This window comes from Fictibacillus phosphorivorans (genome assembly GCF_001619875.1).
GTDB lineage: Bacteria > Bacillota > Bacilli > Bacillales > Fictibacillaceae > Fictibacillus > Fictibacillus phosphorivorans_B.
The window spans coordinates 110,725-128,158 of sequence record NZ_LRFC01000034.1 but is presented as its reverse complement, the minus strand read 5'-3'; the positions used below and the strand labels follow the sequence as shown (position 1 = coordinate 128,158).

The 17,434-nt window shown below is 39.2% G+C and carries 17 protein-coding genes and 1 other annotated feature; of the genes, 2 read left to right on the top strand and 15 right to left on the bottom strand.

Annotated features, from left to right (window positions below):
* Positions 1–62: 62 nt before the first annotated feature.
* From AWM68_RS14300 to AWM68_RS14245, 12 genes are all read right to left on the bottom strand, one after another.
* Positions 63–1,235 (bottom strand): MFS transporter, encoded by a 1,173-nt coding sequence (locus AWM68_RS14300; RefSeq protein ID WP_066243088.1) that lies wholly within the window; start codon positions 1,233–1,235, stop codon positions 63–65.
* A 156-nt stretch (positions 1,236–1,391) separates the two neighbouring features.
* Positions 1,392–2,351: a PDR/VanB family oxidoreductase gene (locus AWM68_RS14295; RefSeq protein ID WP_066243085.1), complete on the bottom strand. Its 960-nt coding sequence runs from the start codon at positions 2,349–2,351 to the stop codon at positions 1,392–1,394.
* A 13-nt stretch (positions 2,352–2,364) separates the two neighbouring features.
* Positions 2,365–2,820 (bottom strand): dimethylamine monooxygenase subunit DmmA family protein, encoded by a 456-nt coding sequence (locus AWM68_RS14290; RefSeq protein WP_066243083.1) that lies wholly within the window; start codon positions 2,818–2,820, stop codon positions 2,365–2,367.
* Positions 2,817–3,773 (bottom strand): heme-dependent oxidative N-demethylase family protein, encoded by a 957-nt coding sequence (locus AWM68_RS14285; RefSeq protein WP_066243080.1) that lies wholly within the window; start codon positions 3,771–3,773, stop codon positions 2,817–2,819. The genes AWM68_RS14290 and AWM68_RS14285 overlap by 4 nt, the downstream gene beginning before the upstream one ends.
* Positions 3,774–3,865: 92 nt before the next feature.
* Positions 3,866–4,285: a VOC family protein gene (locus AWM68_RS14280; protein WP_066243078.1), complete on the bottom strand. Its 420-nt coding sequence runs from the start codon at positions 4,283–4,285 to the stop codon at positions 3,866–3,868.
* Positions 4,286–4,382: 97 nt separating this feature from the next.
* Positions 4,383–5,696, bottom strand: a complete 1,314-nt coding sequence (locus tag AWM68_RS14275; protein ID WP_066243076.1) for a DUF4179 domain-containing protein — start codon at positions 5,694–5,696, stop codon at positions 4,383–4,385.
* Positions 5,689–6,210, bottom strand: coding sequence for a sigma-70 family RNA polymerase sigma factor (locus AWM68_RS14270; RefSeq protein WP_066243073.1), 522 nt, complete (start codon positions 6,208–6,210; stop codon positions 5,689–5,691). The genes AWM68_RS14275 and AWM68_RS14270 overlap by 8 nt, the downstream gene beginning before the upstream one ends.
* 111 nt (positions 6,211–6,321) lie before the next feature.
* Positions 6,322–7,329: a FecCD family ABC transporter permease gene (locus AWM68_RS14265; protein WP_156488415.1), complete on the bottom strand. Its 1,008-nt coding sequence runs from the start codon at positions 7,327–7,329 to the stop codon at positions 6,322–6,324.
* A complete protein-coding gene (locus tag AWM68_RS14260; RefSeq protein WP_066243070.1) occupies positions 7,326–8,369 on the bottom strand; it encodes a FecCD family ABC transporter permease in 1,044 nt (347 codons plus the stop codon). Before AWM68_RS14260 ends, AWM68_RS14265 begins: the two co-directional genes overlap by 4 nt.
* Before the next feature lie 28 nt (positions 8,370–8,397).
* Positions 8,398–9,348, bottom strand: coding sequence for an iron-hydroxamate ABC transporter substrate-binding protein (locus AWM68_RS14255; RefSeq protein WP_066243068.1), 951 nt, complete (start codon positions 9,346–9,348; stop codon positions 8,398–8,400).
* 69 nt (positions 9,349–9,417) lie between these two features.
* Positions 9,418–10,230 (bottom strand): ABC transporter ATP-binding protein, encoded by an 813-nt coding sequence (locus tag AWM68_RS14250; RefSeq protein ID WP_066243065.1) that lies wholly within the window; start codon positions 10,228–10,230, stop codon positions 9,418–9,420.
* A 178-nt stretch (positions 10,231–10,408) separates the two neighbouring features.
* Positions 10,409–11,155, bottom strand: coding sequence for a L,D-transpeptidase family protein (locus tag AWM68_RS14245; protein ID WP_082820718.1), 747 nt, complete (start codon positions 11,153–11,155; stop codon positions 10,409–10,411).
* Between the two features lie 175 nt (positions 11,156–11,330).
* Between AWM68_RS14245 and AWM68_RS14240 the strand changes: the two genes are divergently transcribed.
* Together AWM68_RS14240 and brnQ are read left to right on the top strand one after the other, a co-directional pair.
* Complete coding sequence (locus AWM68_RS14240) at positions 11,331–11,855, top strand: GNAT family N-acetyltransferase (protein ID WP_066243062.1); 525 nt, start codon at positions 11,331–11,333, stop codon at positions 11,853–11,855.
* Between the two features lie 127 nt (positions 11,856–11,982).
* Positions 11,983–12,228, top strand: a binding site (T-box leader).
* A 51-nt stretch (positions 12,229–12,279) separates the two neighbouring features.
* Positions 12,280–13,614 (top strand): branched-chain amino acid transport system II carrier protein, encoded by a 1,335-nt coding sequence (gene brnQ, locus AWM68_RS14235; RefSeq protein ID WP_066243059.1) that lies wholly within the window; start codon positions 12,280–12,282, stop codon positions 13,612–13,614.
* A 61-nt stretch (positions 13,615–13,675) separates the two neighbouring features.
* On the opposite strand, the gene AWM68_RS14230 is transcribed toward brnQ, so the two are convergent.
* From AWM68_RS14230 to AWM68_RS14220, 3 genes are all read right to left on the bottom strand, one after another.
* Positions 13,676–14,851, bottom strand: a complete 1,176-nt coding sequence (locus AWM68_RS14230) for a toxic anion resistance protein (protein ID WP_066243056.1) — start codon at positions 14,849–14,851, stop codon at positions 13,676–13,678.
* Positions 14,838–15,503: a 5-bromo-4-chloroindolyl phosphate hydrolysis family protein gene (locus AWM68_RS14225; RefSeq protein WP_156488414.1), complete on the bottom strand. Its 666-nt coding sequence runs from the start codon at positions 15,501–15,503 to the stop codon at positions 14,838–14,840. The genes AWM68_RS14230 and AWM68_RS14225 overlap by 14 nt, the downstream gene beginning before the upstream one ends.
* A gap of 445 nt (positions 15,504–15,948) precedes the next feature.
* Positions 15,949–16,740: a DUF4240 domain-containing protein gene (locus AWM68_RS14220; protein ID WP_066243055.1), complete on the bottom strand. Its 792-nt coding sequence runs from the start codon at positions 16,738–16,740 to the stop codon at positions 15,949–15,951.
* Between the last annotated feature and the right edge of the window lie 694 nt (positions 16,741–17,434).

Here is a 17,434-nt window from a genome sequence, read left to right as displayed (position 1 = left end):
AATTTTAGATTACAGCAAGAACGGTATGGATTCAATATACCCTAATTTCTAACTTCTAAAATCTAATAACCCATTTTTTTATTAAGCATTCGTTGTTTATTCATCAAAATAACAAAAAGAAGTAAGATCACATCAACAAAGCCATATACCAGATTATAGCCCCCTAGATGGAAAAGGAAGCTGCCTAAGAGTGGACCGACGCTCATCCCCATGTATCTGAAAAAGTTATACGCTCCTATCGCTGTAGCTCGATTGGCTTGGAACTCTTGCGTGAGAAGAGCTGTTTGAACGGGTAATGACATACCTAAGAAAAGACCGAAAAATGAGATAGAAATGATGAGTAAAATAAGAGAAACATGAGAGATTAGAATAAACAGGAATAAGGAAATAACATTAAGAAATGCAGAGTATACGATCACTTTATGTTCATTATAATTTTTCATTTTTCCACCGATAAAACTCCCGACAACTATTCCTAATGAGAGTGGAAGAAAAACAAGTCCTTTTTGTTCAACGGTTAATGAGTACCTCTCACTCATAATAGCGGGCAAAAACACTAAAAAGTTGTACAATGCGTAATATTGGATAAATCCGAGACCGATGACTGTATATCCTATACGGTTTTGCAAAATGGAAAGGAAATCAGAAAATCTGAAGCTCTGCTTTTTCACAGTGTTTGGTTTCGTTTCTTGTAAAAGAATAAAATTCCCTGCAAAAATGATAGCTCCAACACATAGTAAAGCAACAAAAATCATATGAAAATCAAACGAAGCACTTAAAAAACCACCAACGACTGGGCCGACTACAGGACCAAGTGATACCATCATCTGAAATGTTCCCATGTGCTGGATCCGGTCTCTGCCTTCAAACAGGTCACCAATAACGGTTACCGCTACTACAGATCCAGCAGCAATACCTACTGCTTGTAAGGATCGAAACATTAATAGAAATTCAATAGATGAAGAAAAATAACATCCGATCGTAGCGGCAAGGTAGATCAGCAGGCCCGTCAGCATCACCTTACGTCTTCCGACTGAATCTGTAAGAGGTCCATAGACCATTTGCATGAGTGCTAAGAACACTGTATAAATCGAGATCGAAAAGTTGACCAAAAAAGATGTAGTATGAAGTTCTTTTGTTACCTCTGGAATTAAAGGCACGTAAATGGTCTGTGAAAACGGACCAAGAAACGCAGCAAAGGCAACGAGGTAGACCAATAATTTACGATGCTTCACAAGTAAAACTCCTAACTAGATAAAATAAAAAAATCTGCTGAAATTTCTTTCAGACAGACTCTACATACATCAACTTTTAAATTATACACCTTATTAATCTTTTATATAAACCATTTAGCTTTCAATGGTCTGCCCTTATCCACCTAAACGAAAGACTTATTCAACCTCAATCACTAATTTATCCGACTTTGCTCGTGAAACACAGGGCAAAATGCAATTTTGGGCATTCTGTTGATCTTCACTAAGAAAGAAATCAAAATGATCAACTTCACCTTCTATGACTGGAAGCTCACACGTTCCGCATCTCCCTACCCGGCATGAATAGGGAACATTTAAGCCATTTTGCAATAAAGCGTCTAATAAGGTTTGCTTTTTATCTACCCCTATTTTAGTCCCGCTTTTGAGTGTGACCTTAAAGGGCTTTACAGTTTTTAGTTGAGGCGGTGAAAATCGCTCTAGGTGTACAGACTTTTTAGGATAACCTAAATCGCTTGCCACTTTAGTGAAATCCTCTATAAAAGATTCAGGCCCACAAAAATATACATGTGTGCCGATTAGATGATCTTTTAATGACGAAGTAGTTATCCTATGATTTTCCTCTGAAAAATAAAAATGACATTGGCCTGAATAATGCTCTTTTAAAAATTCATAAAACGAAGAGTGTTGTATTGATTTGGAAGCGTAATGAAGCTCAAACGTTTGTCCTTTCTTCTTTAGCTCATGCATCATCGAAAGAAATGGCGTAATCCCGATTCCAGCCGCATAAAACACATGATGCAGCGCTTTAAAACTTAATGGAAAATGGTTTTTCGGATAACTGATCTGAAGACTGTCTCCAACTTTCATTGCTTGATGCCAGAACTGTGAACCCCCTTTAGAAGCTTCACTTAAACGAACAGCGATCTCGTAGTGTGAACATTCATCAGGATGACTGGTCAAAGAGTACTGCCTAATGAGTAATCCTTTCGGCGTTTCAAGGTAAGTCGAGATATGCGAACCTCCACTAAACCGCGGAAGGCCATCGCCGTTTGCTGCCGCTAATGTAAACCTCTTAACTTGCTCCGTCTCTTGCACAATGGAGGTGATTCTAACGGATATTGTAGATTCGTTATACAACTAAGCCCACCTCCTATAGTTTTGCAACATAGCCTAGGAATGCGTCGTGCAAGTCAGAATAATGGTCTGAAACTTCAAGATCTAAACCACAGCCCTGACAAAACAGTCTTTTTTGCTCATGCTTTGTTTTATTGATTTCATGACAACGGCAGCAAAACAAGGAAATGATTTTCTCCCCATAGCCAATGTACTGCACTTCTTCATCAGAATATCCGATATCCTCTATAGCTGTACGGAATCGCTGAAGCTCTGAGAACGGGATAGCCAAATACAGAAAAGTGCCCATATTTTGAGATCTTAAGAAATCTTCCAACAAGGGCATTTTCCGGTCTGAGAGAAGAAATCGTTCATGAATCAGTCCTTCTTCTATTACCTTTTCCATCACGCTACTTAACAGTTTTAAACCTTGATCATCTCCACAAAAGATATACTTTCTCTTTCCATTAATAAAGAGAGCTTCACTATTCATGTGGCCTTCACTCGTTCCAGCTGTTTCTCCAAGTATTTCAACACGGCATTTTTATAGAGAGAAATGCCTTTGTACTCGACAATATGAGGAGGAAGTTTTGACAGAATATCATAAAATTGCTGCAGCCACTCTGGAATTGCAGTTAATTGTTCAAGAGAAAGCAAGTGCGTGTGAATGGTGAAAAGTATGTTGTTTGTTTGTGATAACCGAAACAATTTCTGTACCTCCACTCGAATATGAACAAGCTTCCCTGCATTTTCTTTTGTAACCTGTTTACGAAGCTGACCCCATTGATCGAAGGTTTCCAGTGAAGTATCAAGCCTGTCACCTGCCATCAGTGACCAATTTTTTCGTTCCCATGGGTTCCCAGCTTCAAGTCTCAACAAAAACTGTAAGATCCGATCGTCCAACCCTTCCTCTTTAAAACCTGGAATTGGATGATGAATGTTTTTGAACTTCATACCTATATTAAAGGCAAGCGACCAGTTCGCAGGAAAACAGAGCTGTCCGGCATCAAGATACAAGTCATCGTCACGCTGCATCATTAGAATGAGGTCTTCCTGCACGTGATGGCTTATAAAAGCTAACGGCTCACAGGGCAGTGATTGTAAATCACCAAAGACGAATTCTACCTTCTCGTCTAAAAGTTTGTTAGAAAAAATCCAGGTTGAATTTTGTTTCTCAATTGTAAATTCATTTGGATAATGCGCGGCAAGGTGATCAATAACGAGTTCAACAATTTCCCACTGTGCTGTCTTGGTGTGGGGAAGTGATTGATAGCAGCGGTCAGGATGATGGGTTAAAAGGTTCCGCTTTAGAAGCATTTCATTTTTGTAGTCTGGGGTAATTTCTACACTAATTGGTGTAATCATCGGGATGGAGTTATTCGAATAACGGTAGGTTGATCCCTTAAACGGGTAGGGAAAGTGCTCCAGATCAGCTGTCCATTTCATATCTTCACCCTTTACAGAATATTCTTATAATTTATTGTAAAGAAATTCGTTTCACATGAAAAGACAAAAAAAGGAGAACTCACTTTTTCAAGTTACCTCTCCTTTTTCTTTTCTGGATAATCACACAGTTCAATAATCTGTCCCTGTGAATGCGCGGGATTCATGTAAATCAACCGTCTTCCATATGGATTGGTGCGATACGTACCTTTTAAAAAGGTATATCCTCTACTTTCAAACTCTTCAATGGTTTGAATCAGATCATCCACCTCATAGGCGAGATGATGGACTCCTTTTCCCTTCTGACGGATAAAGCGCTCGATCGGCGAAGTTTTGCTTGTTGGCTCTAACAGTTCGATGACCTGATTCTCCAACTCAATTACCGCAATATGTGTTTCCACTCCAGGTTTTTCACTCGTATATCGTTCAGTTAGCTTACCGCCTAATACGTTTGTATAGAATTCTATTGCTTCATCTATCCTTCTAACGGCAATGCCTGTATGGTCCAGTCTCATTGCGATCACCTCTTCTTGATCTACTGACTTGAATTATAGAGGGTTAAGGGAGTAAACGCAAAAAGGCAGCCCCTTGTTAGAGGCAACCTCTAATAGATTACTTTATTCTGATTTTCTCGTTGCCTTTAATCCATAAAGGATAAAAATCAAGTTCAATTGTTATTGGATTTTGTTCAGCCTTTAAAATCGGAAGTTCTATTCCAACTCGCTTCATATTGGATTCTTCATCTGCACTCATAGATTGTGCATGAGATTCTATTTCTTTACCCTGCACATCTTTTATCGTACCGAAACCCATACCTGAATACTTTGAATGTTTGCCTACATTAAGGTCAAAAACAAGGTAACCGTCTTCTTTTCTAACGTTACTAAGTTTGTTACCAGCAGGCTGTTTTAAGATTTTCATCTTTTCTGTATCTACGACGACGACTGCATTTTCTTTGTCAATTGCTTGAGCTTTATTTAAAACCAAATACAACTCTTTCGGTTCATTAAAGTAATTGCTTTGCAAATAGATTTCTCGGTCTGAATCTTTGTCACCCGATGCAGTAATTCCATTAACAATTCCTCCCCATACCTCGTTGTTCTCACCAACTAGTCGCAGATCCTCAAGCTGAAGAATTTGCTTTTTATTATTAGGATCCATTTTTAGTTTCACCGCTGCACGTAAAGGATAGATCGTGACTTTTTCAACAATAATTTTTTGACCTTCCAGCTCCATCGTTTGCTGTACAGCATATTCCTTCTTTTCCTTAAACTCTTTAAGTGTCAACGGTATGGTGAACTCTTTATTCTTTAATTTTAAATCAACAATATATTCTTTCGGTGCAATAGGTACTTCAAAAAAATATTCTATTTCACCGCTAAAAGCATATTCTCCTTTTTCCGAGTGGTGAGACTCACCATATGAAATAAAAGCTTCGTCCAAAACGGTTCCGTCTTTCGCTCTTATCTTAACGTCACCAAACATCATTTCGTTCATCTTCTCTTTTGATTCGATAGTATAAAACAGTACAATACCCATTTCGTCTGATATTGTTCCGTCAATCGTTACTTTCAAATCACCGACTTCATCATAAATACCTTGTTCCTGATAGTATTTATTTTCAACAGCGGCCATTCTTCCTTTATCATCGAGAATCATTTTCACGATCTTTTCCATACCCGGTATCTCTGAAATGTAACTTGCAAAGGCAGGAGAAATGCGAATAGTTGAAAATAAACCGAGTAATAATAGTGCTGCTGCTAGGAAACTATAGATGCTTTTCTTTTTTCGAATAGATTTTCGTTCATCTGCCTTCGCTTTTTGAAACCCTGTTAGGATGGCGTTATCAATAGAATCTAGTGATATAGGGACATTATCGAATTCCTTCTTTAAGTTGGTCAGTTGTTCTTCTTCTTTTTCAAACATTCACATTACCTCCTTTCTCCTCAAGCTTTTCCCGAAGTGCTTTTAACGCTTTATTAAGCCATGTTTTTACGGTACCTTCAGGACATTGCATCGTATCTGCAATGTCTTTAATCTTCAAATCATGAAAATACTTTAACGTAAGAATCTCACGTGACTTTTCGTCGAGACCCAGCATGGCATCTTTTAATTCCATCTCTGTATGATTCTCTGAAACTCCTAATGAACTGAGCATCTCATCATTCAAGATCACTCGTTTTCTGCTTTTCAACTGATCATTGCAATAGTTGATCATAATCCGAATAAGCCAAGTTTTAAAATAAGAAGCCTCTTTTATTTTTCGAATTCCTTTATAAGCACGGTATGTTACTTCCTGAATTGCCTCAAGCGCTTCCTCTTCGCTTCTTAAAAAAGAGAGCGCTGTTTTATATAAATCCACTTTATAGGTCTGAATTAACTGCAAAAATGCATCGTCGTTTCCCTTTATGGCCTTCTTCACTAACTGTTCTGTCCCCAATTTCTCGCCTCCTAACCCCTTACCTATATATTAGACCGTGGAACTTGGAAAAAGTTTTAAAAAAATAAAAAAATCAGCCCTATAGGTGAAGGACTGATTTTATTTCATCTCTTATTTTTTTGCCAAAAGGTACATAAAGTACGGTGCACCAATTATGGTTACGATGATTCCGGCGGGGATGCCGCTTGGATCTAAGATCACTCTTCCTATCGTGTCTGCAGCAAGCAAAAGGATCGCTCCGATTAATGCGGCAACAGGAAGAAAGGATTGATGACGCGGGCCAACGAGTGACCTGGCAATATGAGGAGACATAAGCCCTACAAAAGCAATTCCGCCACTCACCGCCACTGATGCTGATGCAAGTGCTACTGCTACTATGATCAGAAGTATTCTTTCTCTTCCGACATTCACGCCAACACCAATAGAAACATTCTCATGCAGGTTTAACGTGTTTAGCACATTGGATTTAAACATCGTATATGGGACAAGCAACAGGATCCATGGCAGCAGTGATAGAACAAATGTCCAATCGTCACCCCATATTCGACCTGCCATCCAGTTCGCCATAAATGAATAGTCTTCCATATCCAAACGTGTTGATAACGTTAACGTTGCCCCATATAGAGCTGCAGCCAACCCAACACCAACCAATACTAGCCTTGTTGGTTCGACGCCTTCCCCTTTAATATATGACATCACATAAATGACAGCAGCTGTAGCCATTCCGCCTGCTAAAGCAAATAGCGGCAACACGTACAGAAAACTTGATGATTCTACCGTAAAAAACATGATGTAAACGACGACCATCAGACCAGCACCGGCATTAATACCTAAAATACCAGGGTCTGAAAGCGGGTTCTTTGTAATACTTTGCAGGATGGCACCAGACACTGCGAGCCCCATCCCCGCTAGGATTGCAACAAATATACGTGGTAACCGGAACTCAAAAAGAATCAGATTCTCTCTCGGTGTTCCTTGTCCAATAATCGTTCGGAATAGTTCTGAAGGAGTTAATGAAGCAAAACCAGTTGCCACACTGACAACAAATATAATGATTAACAAAAATAGTGCAGCAAACGTCGTTACTTTAACTCTCTTCATCTTACGCACATTCATCATGACAGTTTTCTTCCTCCCTTTCGTGCAAGATAAAGGAAGAAAGGAACACCAATCATGGCAACAACGGCACCTACTGGTGTTTCATATGGAGCATTTACAGTTCGAGCAAATGTATCTGCTAAAACCATTAACACACTTCCGAAGATCGCAGAACAAGGGATAATCCAACGATAATCAGTTCCCACCAAGAATCGCACAATATGAGGAACCATCAGACCGACAAAGGCAATTGCACCCACTAATGAAACTGCAGCTCCAGCCAGGATCAACACGACAGTCATCAAAATACATTTTGTTAATAAAGTCCGCTGTCCTAAACCTTTTGCCACTTCTTCACCAAAGCTCAGAATCGTTAGCTGCCTTGAGAACATAACAGCAACCGCGATACCAACAATAACAACAGGTACAATGATTTTCAGCTGTTCCCAGTTCGTTCCCGACACACCACCTGCTGTCCAAAAAGCAAGGTCTTGAGAAAGCTTAAAGTATAAAGCAATACCTTCTCCTAACGAAGAAAGCAGCGCAGAAACGGCGGCACCTGCTAGTGTAATTCGAATCGGTGTTAATCCACCTCGGCTCATCGAACCTAATCCAAATACCATCGCTGCACCAATTCCTGCACCAATAAAAGAAATCACCATAACTGTAAGATAGTTTGCTCCTGTATGAAACGCAAATACACAGGCAAGTGCTAAACTTGCGCCTGCGTTCAAACCCAGCAATCCAGGGTCAGCAAGGGGATTTCGTGTCATCCCCTGCATGATTGCCCCACTGACTGCAAACGCAGCACCAACAATTGCTGCACCAAGCTCTCTTGGTAATCGGAGACTAACAATGATACGATCAGCTTCCCTCGCAGGATCATAGTTTAAAATAGAGTTCCATACGGTAAGAAAGTTGATCTTAGCGGCACCTACTGATATGGCTAGCCCAATACTTAACACGAGCAGGGCGAAACCCATCACAAGAATCGCTGAACCCACTGCTGGTCTCGAATACACTTTATTATCTTTTATGAGCTTGGTTTTTGTTTTGAACATGGCGTTTTTCCTTTTTTATAAAAGCTTTTTATTTCTTTTTCGTTAACTCTTCAACGATAATATCCAGTTCTTTTTCGAGAGAGATCGGATCGTTGAAATAGAATGACTCTGAATCAAACTTAATTGCGTTACCGTTCTTTACTGCCGGCAGCTCTTTCCACACATCTGACTCCATGAATGAATTGTCTGGATTACCAGCACCTGATCCAACAAAAATATAGTCTCCTGCGTAAGTTGGGATCACTTCAGTAGAAATGGCTTTCCATCCTGGACCGAATACATCTTCTTCTAACTTTTTAGGCGCTTTAAGTTCAAGAGCTTGATAGATTACTTCTGTTCCACGGCCCCAGTTGTTACCGTAAACATACATATCTTTACCGTATGCTTCCATAACCATGAACGTCTTGTCTTCACCGATTGCTGCTTTTACTTTTTCACGGGCGTCAGCGGCTTTCTTCTTCCACTCTTCAACCCATGTTTTTGCTTCTTTTTCTTTATTAACCATTTTACCAATTTCAACGTGCTGTTCCATATAATCATACTTGTCATATGTCATCGTAACGGTTGGAGCAATAGCTTCATACTTCTTAATATTTTTATCATCTGAATACGTAATGATTAGATCTGGTTTAAGTTCTAATAACTTTTCATAAGAATCAGCCGTTACCACTTCTGCTTTGTCTAATTTGTTTCCGTAAAACTTATTTTGTTTTGGATATTCGTTTACTGCAATTGGGGTAATTCCCAACTCTAATAAGTTACCAGCATATGTTGCCGCCATCATCGCAACACGTTTTGGTTCAGCTGGCACTTCCACTTCTTTACCTTTTTCATCCTTATAAATTCTTGTTTCGTTTTTAGAAGAATCTTTCTCTCCAGAACTTGCGCCTTCTTCTGATTTATTTCCGCATGCTGCTAGTACGAAAACTAAGAGCAATGTCATAAAGCTAACGAGTAATTGTTTTGTTCGTTTGTTCATTTTAATATCCCCCTATATTTGACAATAAAAATCATTCTCAATTAACTGTAAAAAAGAAAGGCGATTTTATTACGCCAAGTTCTCAACTAACTTTACATTTCTGATTAGATCGTAAGTAAGGCATACTGGCTTTCTCGTTCTTGGATCTACACCGATCTCTGCATCAATGTTAAACACATTGCGAAGGACCGTACGAGTCATAACCTCTTCAGCCGTACCCTCTTTTAAGATCGATCCGTCTTTCATCGCGACCATGTGGTGAGCAAAACGCGCCGCATGGTTTAAATCATGTATGACCATTACGATCGTTCTCTTCTCGTCACGATTTAACTGGTGCAGCAACTCAAGAACTTCTAACTGATGAGACAGATCTAAATATGTAGTAGGCTCATCCAGCAAGATTATATCAGTTTCTTGTGCTAATGCCATTGCAATCCATACCCTTTGGCGTTGACCACCTGAAAGAGCATCTACTGGGCGCTCTTTGAATTCTAGTACCCCTGTAACCTCTAAAGCCCAGTCAATGACTTCAAAATCACGTTTCATAAGCTTGCCAAACCCTTTTTGGTAAGGAAACCTTCCGTAAGAAACAAGTTCTCCGACCGTGAGCCCTTCTGGGGAATCAGGTGATTGTGGCAGGATGGCCATCTTTTGAGCGATTTTCTTAGTAGATTCCTTGCTAACGGCTTTGCCATCCAGATAAACGACACCCGATTTCGGGTTGAGTATACGCGACAACGTTTTCAACACCGTCGATTTTCCACAGCCATTCGGTCCAATAATCGTCGTGATTTTTCCGTCTGGAATGGAGATAGTAAGATCTTTTACTATGTCTCGTTCACCATATGATATCTGTAAATGTTCAGCATATAGTCTAGACACCTATTCGCCCTCCTTTTTAACAGTTGTTGATCCATTTATTTAGTACATAATTATTTAATTGAAAATGATTATCAATCTCGTCTTTCATTTTATTAGATGGTGTTCAAGGTGTCAACGGAATTTTTTAACTGTTCACAAAAAAATCAGCCTTTTGCTAAAGGCTGATCTTAACAACTATTTAAAACATCCCCAAAGCCTTCTTTGTCGCTGGTCCTACAATTCCATCAACAGTTAACTTTTTGGCTTTTTGAAATTGTCGAACCGCCGCATCTGTATTTGCACCAAACACGCCGTCAATTCCTTTTGTATTGTATCCTAAGCTGGTCAGTCTGCGCTGAAGTTCCATAACCTCTGCGCCACGGCTTCCCTTTTTCAAGTTCACCACTGAAACAACAGGTACAGTTGAACCGTTCGTTATTTTGTAACCATTTGCTGCAGCAAGTGCAGGAAATGTTTTACTTGAAGTCGTAATGACAACAGGGGTATTTACAGAAATTCTTGCATAAAGCCACTGCACCTCGTTGTTGTACATGCGGATACAGCCTGCACTTACATATTTGCCGATGGAATCCGCGTTGTTGTTACCATGGATCGCATATGTGGTTCCCCAAGTTCCTCGGGCATTCAGTCCGAGCCATCTATTCCCTAGCGGATTTCGCGGATCTCCCCCTGGAATATTACCTGTATAATAAGGCCTGTTTGTAATCTTGTTCACGATTTTGAATGAACCTTCTGGTGTATAAGACGGCAGTTTTCCTGTTGCTACCTTAAATACTTTTGATAATTTATTATTCTCGAAATATGCTAGCTGGTTTGTGGATTTGTTTATGATGATGAAAGATGACGCTGCTGCTTTTGCCGGCTGCACGAGTAAGAACATAAAACAAAACATAAGTAACCCAATCCATAACTTTTTCGTTTTCATTCTGTCTCTCCTATTCTTTATTGAAATAACAAATCCTCATATTCTATGCGAGGGAATAGGAGTTGCATTACTACTTTGTTAAAAAATTTAATCAAAAAAACATGAAATTTCAGCTTGTATCTTGAATAGACTAGTAGGTTATATTTGTTTTATACATAAACAGAAAGAAGCTGAAATGATGATGCGCAACCTTGATAACGTCCATATACGAAGAGCAGCTACAGATGATGCTCAAAACATGATTGATTTTTATAATGTGGTTGGCGGTGAAAGTGATTATTTATCTTTTGGTGCGAATGAATTTAAACGAGACCTTCAGGAATATAAAGACTACATCACAGCCACTTCACAAGAACCGAATTCTATCATGCTGCTTGCAACGATCGATTCTAAAATTATCGGTATTGCAACCATTAACTCCTCACAAAAAGAGCGGACAAAACATGTAGGAACACTTGGGATTGTTATTTCTGAAAAATACACAGGCATGGGCTTGGGTAAAGCCTTAATGAATGAGCTTTTAGAGTGGGCAAAACAGAATGGTATTACAAAGAAAATCAGCCTTGTAACGAATGAAAGTAATACGAAGGCGATTGACCTTTATAGAAAGTTAGGGTTTGAACAGGAAGGTTTGTTGAAGAAAGATAATTACATTAGAGGAGATTACCAAAACACCATTGTAATGGGATTATTCTTATAAGGTATCACCCTAGAATGAGTTATTAAACTAGAGTAGATGAAATGGGCACTGACTGTTTCAACTTTTCATTGTTTTCAGAATATGTTGTTGACTTTATTCTTTTCGGGTGATAAATTAACAATTAATATTAAAATCAATGACGAGAAAGAGTAAGATTTGATCACTGTTCCCCAGAGAATCGGCGCTTGGTGAAAGCCGATGTTCAGTCCTTATCTGAAAATCATCTCTGAGATGCAAAGCTGACATGTAAGCTTTGACGGGTAGTCCGCCGTTACAAGGAAACACGTATGATTGTACGTTGACTGAGTGCCGCAAGCTTATTTTACAAGCTGTGGAATTAGGGTGGTAACGCGAGCGATAACTCGTCCCTTCTATAGGGACGGGTTTTTTTATGTTTTAAACACAATAAAAGGAGAGATTACTTATGAGAAAGATGGACACCGTTTTTATTGGACTTATGCTATTTTCAATGTTTTTTGGAGCAGGAAATCTTATTTTCCCTCCATTCTTGGGGGCTGAAGCCGGATCCTCATACTGGCTTGCGATGGCAGGCTTTATTTTAACCGGAGTCGGACTTCCGTTTGCTGTATTATTTGCTGTTTCCCTTGTAAAAGGAGGCATCCAAACAATCGGCAATCGCGTACATCCTGTTTTCAGCACCGTCTTTATGGTAATCATCTACTTAAGTATCGGGCCATTCCTAGCCATTCCGAGAAATGCAAACGTTGCTTATGAAATGGGAGTTAAACCATTCCTGAACACAAATTCTAACGCAGCACTTATTCTTTTATTATTCACAGTTGCCTTTTTCGCACTTGTTTATACGGTCAGCCTTAATCCATCAAAAATGGAGAAATATATGGGACGCTGGATTACACCAACACTGCTCTTATCAATGGTTGTTCTTTGTGCGGTAGGATTTTTCAAACTTGATGCTCCACTTCAATCACCATCTGCTAACTATCAATCTGGAGCTTTTTCAACAGGTTTTATTGAAGGGTATAACACAATGGATGCTCTTGCTGCTCTCGCTTTTGGGATCGTTATTCTTACTGCGATTCAGCAAAGAGGCGTTCAGGATCGAAAGCAATTAACTAACTACACACTAAAAGCAGGTTTGATTGCGGGGACATTGCTAACCCTTGTTTATGTTAGCTTAGGCTTGATCGGCGGAAAGATGGCCGCAGCTGGTACTTTTGAAAACGGTACGGACATTCTTTCTGCAGCTTCCACTCTTTTACTTGGTAAAAGCGGAACAGCTCTGCTTGGCTTTATTTTTACATTAGCTTGCTTCACTACCGTTGTTGGTCTAACAACTGCGTGTGGCCAGTACTTTTCAAAGTTATTACCAAGTGTCAGCTACAAAACGGTAGTCTCACTGGTTACACTAGTAAGCTTTACTCTTTCAAACCTGGGACTGAACCAAATTCTAAAAGTGTCGGTGCCATTTTTGGTCACAGCCTATCCGCTAACCATCGTATTAATTGCACTTACGTTTTTTAACCGTTTCTTCAAAAATCCTAAAAAAGTGTATGGAAGTGCGGTTCTATTTACAGGAGTATTTGCCTTGATGGACGGATTGGCTGCGTTTGGAGTAGATCTAGGTCCGGTTCAAGTAATGAAAGACATCCTTCCACTATCATCTATGGGATTACAATGGATTCTTCCAGCTTTAGTTGGGACAGCAGTTGGAATGATGTTAAGCAGGTTCAGCCGTGCACATTCCGCATTAGATGATGTAGAAGTGAAGGCCACATAATTTCTCACAGCATAACAAACGAAGGAGCTAACCCGTAAAAAGGGATTAGCTCCTTCTTTATTTATTCACCTTTAATTTCTAGCAGCTTCTGTCTTAGCACAATCTCCATCGTTGCGAGTTCTTCTTCCGCAAGACGTCTCTTCATGCGGCCTTCTTCTTGGATACGAAGGGTTTCTTCGAGTGTGGAAAGAAGATTTTCTTGTGTTTTCTTCAGCGTCTCAATATCGATTAAGCCGCGTTCGTTTTCTTTTGCGGTTTCAATCGTATTGGTTTTAAGCATTTCTGCATTTTTAAGTAAAAGTTCGTTCGTCGTTTTGGAAACCTGTTTTTGAGCTTCCACAGCATTCCGCTGTCTGATTAACGTCAGTGCGATCGCAACTTGGTTTTTCCATAACGGAATCGCCGTCATGATCGATGACTGTATTTTTTCAACAAGTGCTTGGTTCGTGTTTTGAATAAGTCTGATCTGCGGTGCACTCTGAATCGTGATTTCGCGGCTTAGTTTCAAGTCATGAACACGCTTATCTAAGCGGTCAGCAAACTGTACCATATCATTTACTTCTTGAAATTTCATCTGATCGTTCGTCTGTTCTGCGACTTTTCTCATCTCAGGAATCGTTACTTGATTAAGCTCATCTAACTTTAATTCCCCAGCTGCGATATAGACATTCAGAGCCTGGAAGTACTCTTTATTGTTTTCGTACAGCTTTTCAAGCATGACGATATCGGACATGAGCACATTTTTACTTCCGTCCAATTTAACAGAAATGCGGTCAATCTGTGCACCCGTCTTTTGATACTTGGAAAGAACTTCTTGAACTGAGCCTGAAAGCTTACCGAACATGCGTCCGATTAACGTTGGTTTGTTTGACTTTAGTTCTTCAGGATTTACGTCTTGAAGCTTTCTCATCAAATCTCCAATGATTTCACCGATTTGTCCCGTATCTTTCTTTTTTACGTGCTCGAGCATCGTGTTTGAGAATGAGTGCAGTTTTGCCTGCGCCGGTGCTCCATACGTAATCATCGTCTGGTGATTAGTAGGGTCAATCTGTTTGGCTAACTGATACGCTTTTTCCTTGTTTTCTTCAGGAAGCACATCTATCAAACGAACTTGTTTGTTGCCGTTTGCTTGAACTGCGGATTCTTGCTTCTCCCCAAAAGGATTTGCCAGCAAGTCATCCATTAGATTTGCTGGTTCATCTGTATGATTTAAGGGCTGTGTATTATTTTCTTTCATTTATATCTCCTGCCTTTTTTATGGATTGTGATTCTTTCAGAGATTTAATGGAGTACTTCGCTACATCGATTTCGTAATGAAGGTCATCTATATCATTTGACAAAACTTGGTATAAATCCTTTTCGATGTACTCTTTTAGTTCGTCCAGCGTTCTTTTAGTCTCCACTAACGAAAGGGTTAGTTCCTTCGTCTTTCGCGGCTGTGATGATAAAAACATATACTTCTCAGTGAGTTCAACCGCTGAATCCAAATGTGAGAAGTAAAACTGTTCTGCTAAATAAAAACGCCGTGGTTCTTTTTGAGTTAAACTTTGGATCTTCCTTACGACACGTACAAGATCGGCTCTTTGTTTTAATGTGGGCAGATCTCGAACAGAAAGCAATGCTTTTTGAAGCCGGTAGATTTTAGGCTTCGCTTCATCTAGATTTTTTTTGATGTATTTATATTCTCTTCTCGATAATTGATGTTCACTAAGAAATCGCTGCTTTTGAAGAAGTCCCGTTGCTGTATATGCGGCAGCTCCACCGGCTACTGCAATCCCTGATGATATAAGGTAAGTCTGGTCATATCCGATAATACTAGCCAGCCATACTCCTACTGAAGCTGGGATAGCAACAAACATGCGGATAAAAAAGGCTAAAAATCCGTTCATTGTAATCGACTCCTGACATAAACTCTTTTTTATTCATACGTTTGTACAAGTTTGAGAGTTTCGTTTTAATAAAAAAAGTTCGTACTTAATATGTTTCTATTATTACCTTACCGAAACCTTCCTAAAATCAACATGGCTTCGAGAAGTAATGTGTTCTAGGACTTGAGGCGTATTTTTTAAAAAGGCTTTTTTGATGCTTTGTTGATCTTGAGAGTGTTGATTTCCGTTACAGATGCTCGCTTTCCGGGGGGCGTGCGGTGAGCCACCTCGGCGCTTCGCACTTAGGTGTCTCACCTGTCCCGCTAATCCCCCAGGAGTCTCGCATCTTTCACTACAATCAACTTGTCAGTGAAGGAAAAAATTCTATAAGCTACAACCTTTTAAAAAAGTACCATTTATAAAAAACTCACCTTCTTGAAAAATGGTGAGTTTTGATTTTATTTCATTAGTATTCAATTGGTGTTTCTCCAAAAGCTTCCCATAAAAGGGGAAACTTTTTCTTCAGACCTTCTTCATCATCTTCATCCCAGTCAAACTCGATTTCTGGTTGGTTAAATGGTTCGTTTGTTAACTTATCGTATAGATCTTGGTACTCTTCGAAATCTTGACCCGTCTTTTCTTCATATGCTTCACACGCTACAGACAATAGCTCTTCAAGCTGCGGAACCTCTTCTTGTTCTTCAATCAATTTTAAATAAGGCAGCAGTGACTCAGGATCTTTTATAGCAGTCTCGTAAGCTTCTTTACCAAGATAGAGAAGGAAGGCTCTAAAGTAATCAAAGCAATCGTCAGAACATCCTCCCATTGTGATGTAGGCTGCAGCCCATAAATCGGATGTATATGACTTTAAATAGTATGTATTAAAAATATAATCAAACATAACGATGTCTTTCACAGGCCTTTTTGAGAGCTGATACACCAGCCATTCCATTTGCTCATCGGAATCATCGCCTTTTTCTTTACATTTATCAATCAGCTCCCAAAATAGAGTTTCTGTCATGGTTGAATCTTTTAAAACTAGATTGTTTGATTCTGCTATGACGTACCCTTTCTTCATCTTGGAGCGGATGAGTTTATCAGCTTCTTTACGGCATTCCTCTTCAGAGTCGAAGGTTTTGGTTTTTACAGCTCCAACAGTTCCCACTTTTCCGTAAGTAACCACATAAGAATTCCCAGTCTGGTTTATTTTCCAAAACTTATTAGAAGAACCAACTTGATAAATAAGTAAAGTTTCCATAAAAAATAACCCCTCATCTTCCATACCGAAATTAGTTCACGCTTATATATCTATGGTATAACAAAACAAAGACGCTGAATATGTATACATCACATAAACAGCGCCTTTAGCTTAAACTCACACTATTCACTTAAACGTTCTTTCCTTTCTTCCTAATACACAAATGCTAGTTATTTGTCCCATAACTAGACTTCAATTAATTGTTCGTTCAATCAATTGCCTTGCATTAGATCTTATTTTTCCTTTTTAAATTTCACTTTCCCTTTACCACGGTAATTTCCCACATGCCCACATGCTGCGAAAATAGTTTTCACCGGCTATTTCCAACTGCAACACGATCTTAGCATGCTTCGCTCACATACGTCATTGGAATCAACCTCTTTCGTAATGCGTATTTGCGCGTTCCCACATATCCACACATCTCGAAATCAGTTTTCACCGGCTGATCTCTAACTGGATGTGATTTGATATGCTTCGCTAACTTATTTCATTGGAATCACGCCTTCCTTTTGTAAAGGTGGTGTTTCTTTGTTAATTACATATTAACTCATTCTAAATTTTATTTAAATATTCAGAATAATCAATTTTATGTGATTTACCGTGTATTTATTCCTCTTTTGTTAAACATACTCCTTCATTCGTAAAATTTCTTTTTATTTCATCATATTTCAACAATTTAAATAATAAATGTGTT

What these genes read in the sequence shown, in the direction of transcription:
- AWM68_RS14290 (WP_066243083.1), bottom strand. Translation starts at nt 2,820, where the DNA reads ATGAATAGTGAAGCTCTCTTTATTAATGGAAAGAGAAAGTATATCTTT.
- AWM68_RS14285 (WP_066243080.1), bottom strand. Translation starts at nt 3,773, where the DNA reads ATGAAATGGACAGCTGATCTGGAGCACTTTCCCTACCCGTTTAAGGGA.
- AWM68_RS14280 (WP_066243078.1), bottom strand. Translation starts at nt 4,285, where the DNA reads ATGAGACTGGACCATACAGGCATTGCCGTTAGAAGGATAGATGAAGCA.
- AWM68_RS14275 (WP_066243076.1), bottom strand. Translation starts at nt 5,696, where the DNA reads ATGTTTGAAAAAGAAGAAGAACAACTGACCAACTTAAAGAAGGAATTC.
- AWM68_RS14265 (WP_156488415.1), bottom strand. Translation starts at nt 7,329, where the DNA reads ATGATGAATGTGCGTAAGATGAAGAGAGTTAAAGTAACGACGTTTGCT.
- AWM68_RS14260 (WP_066243070.1), bottom strand. Translation starts at nt 8,369, where the DNA reads ATGTTCAAAACAAAAACCAAGCTCATAAAAGATAATAAAGTGTATTCG.
- AWM68_RS14255 (WP_066243068.1), bottom strand. Translation starts at nt 9,348, where the DNA reads ATGAACAAACGAACAAAACAATTACTCGTTAGCTTTATGACATTGCTC.
- AWM68_RS14245 (WP_082820718.1), bottom strand. Translation starts at nt 11,155, where the DNA reads ATGAAAACGAAAAAGTTATGGATTGGGTTACTTATGTTTTGTTTTATG.
- AWM68_RS14240 (WP_066243062.1), top strand. Translation starts at nt 11,331, where the DNA reads ATGATGATGCGCAACCTTGATAACGTCCATATACGAAGAGCAGCTACA.
- brnQ (WP_066243059.1), top strand. Translation starts at nt 12,280, where the DNA reads ATGAGAAAGATGGACACCGTTTTTATTGGACTTATGCTATTTTCAATG.
- AWM68_RS14230 (WP_066243056.1), bottom strand. Translation starts at nt 14,851, where the DNA reads ATGAAAGAAAATAATACACAGCCCTTAAATCATACAGATGAACCAGCA.
- AWM68_RS14225 (WP_156488414.1), bottom strand. Translation starts at nt 15,503, where the DNA reads ATGAACGGATTTTTAGCCTTTTTTATCCGCATGTTTGTTGCTATCCCA.
- AWM68_RS14220 (WP_066243055.1), bottom strand. Translation starts at nt 16,740, where the DNA reads ATGGAAACTTTACTTATTTATCAAGTTGGTTCTTCTAATAAGTTTTGG.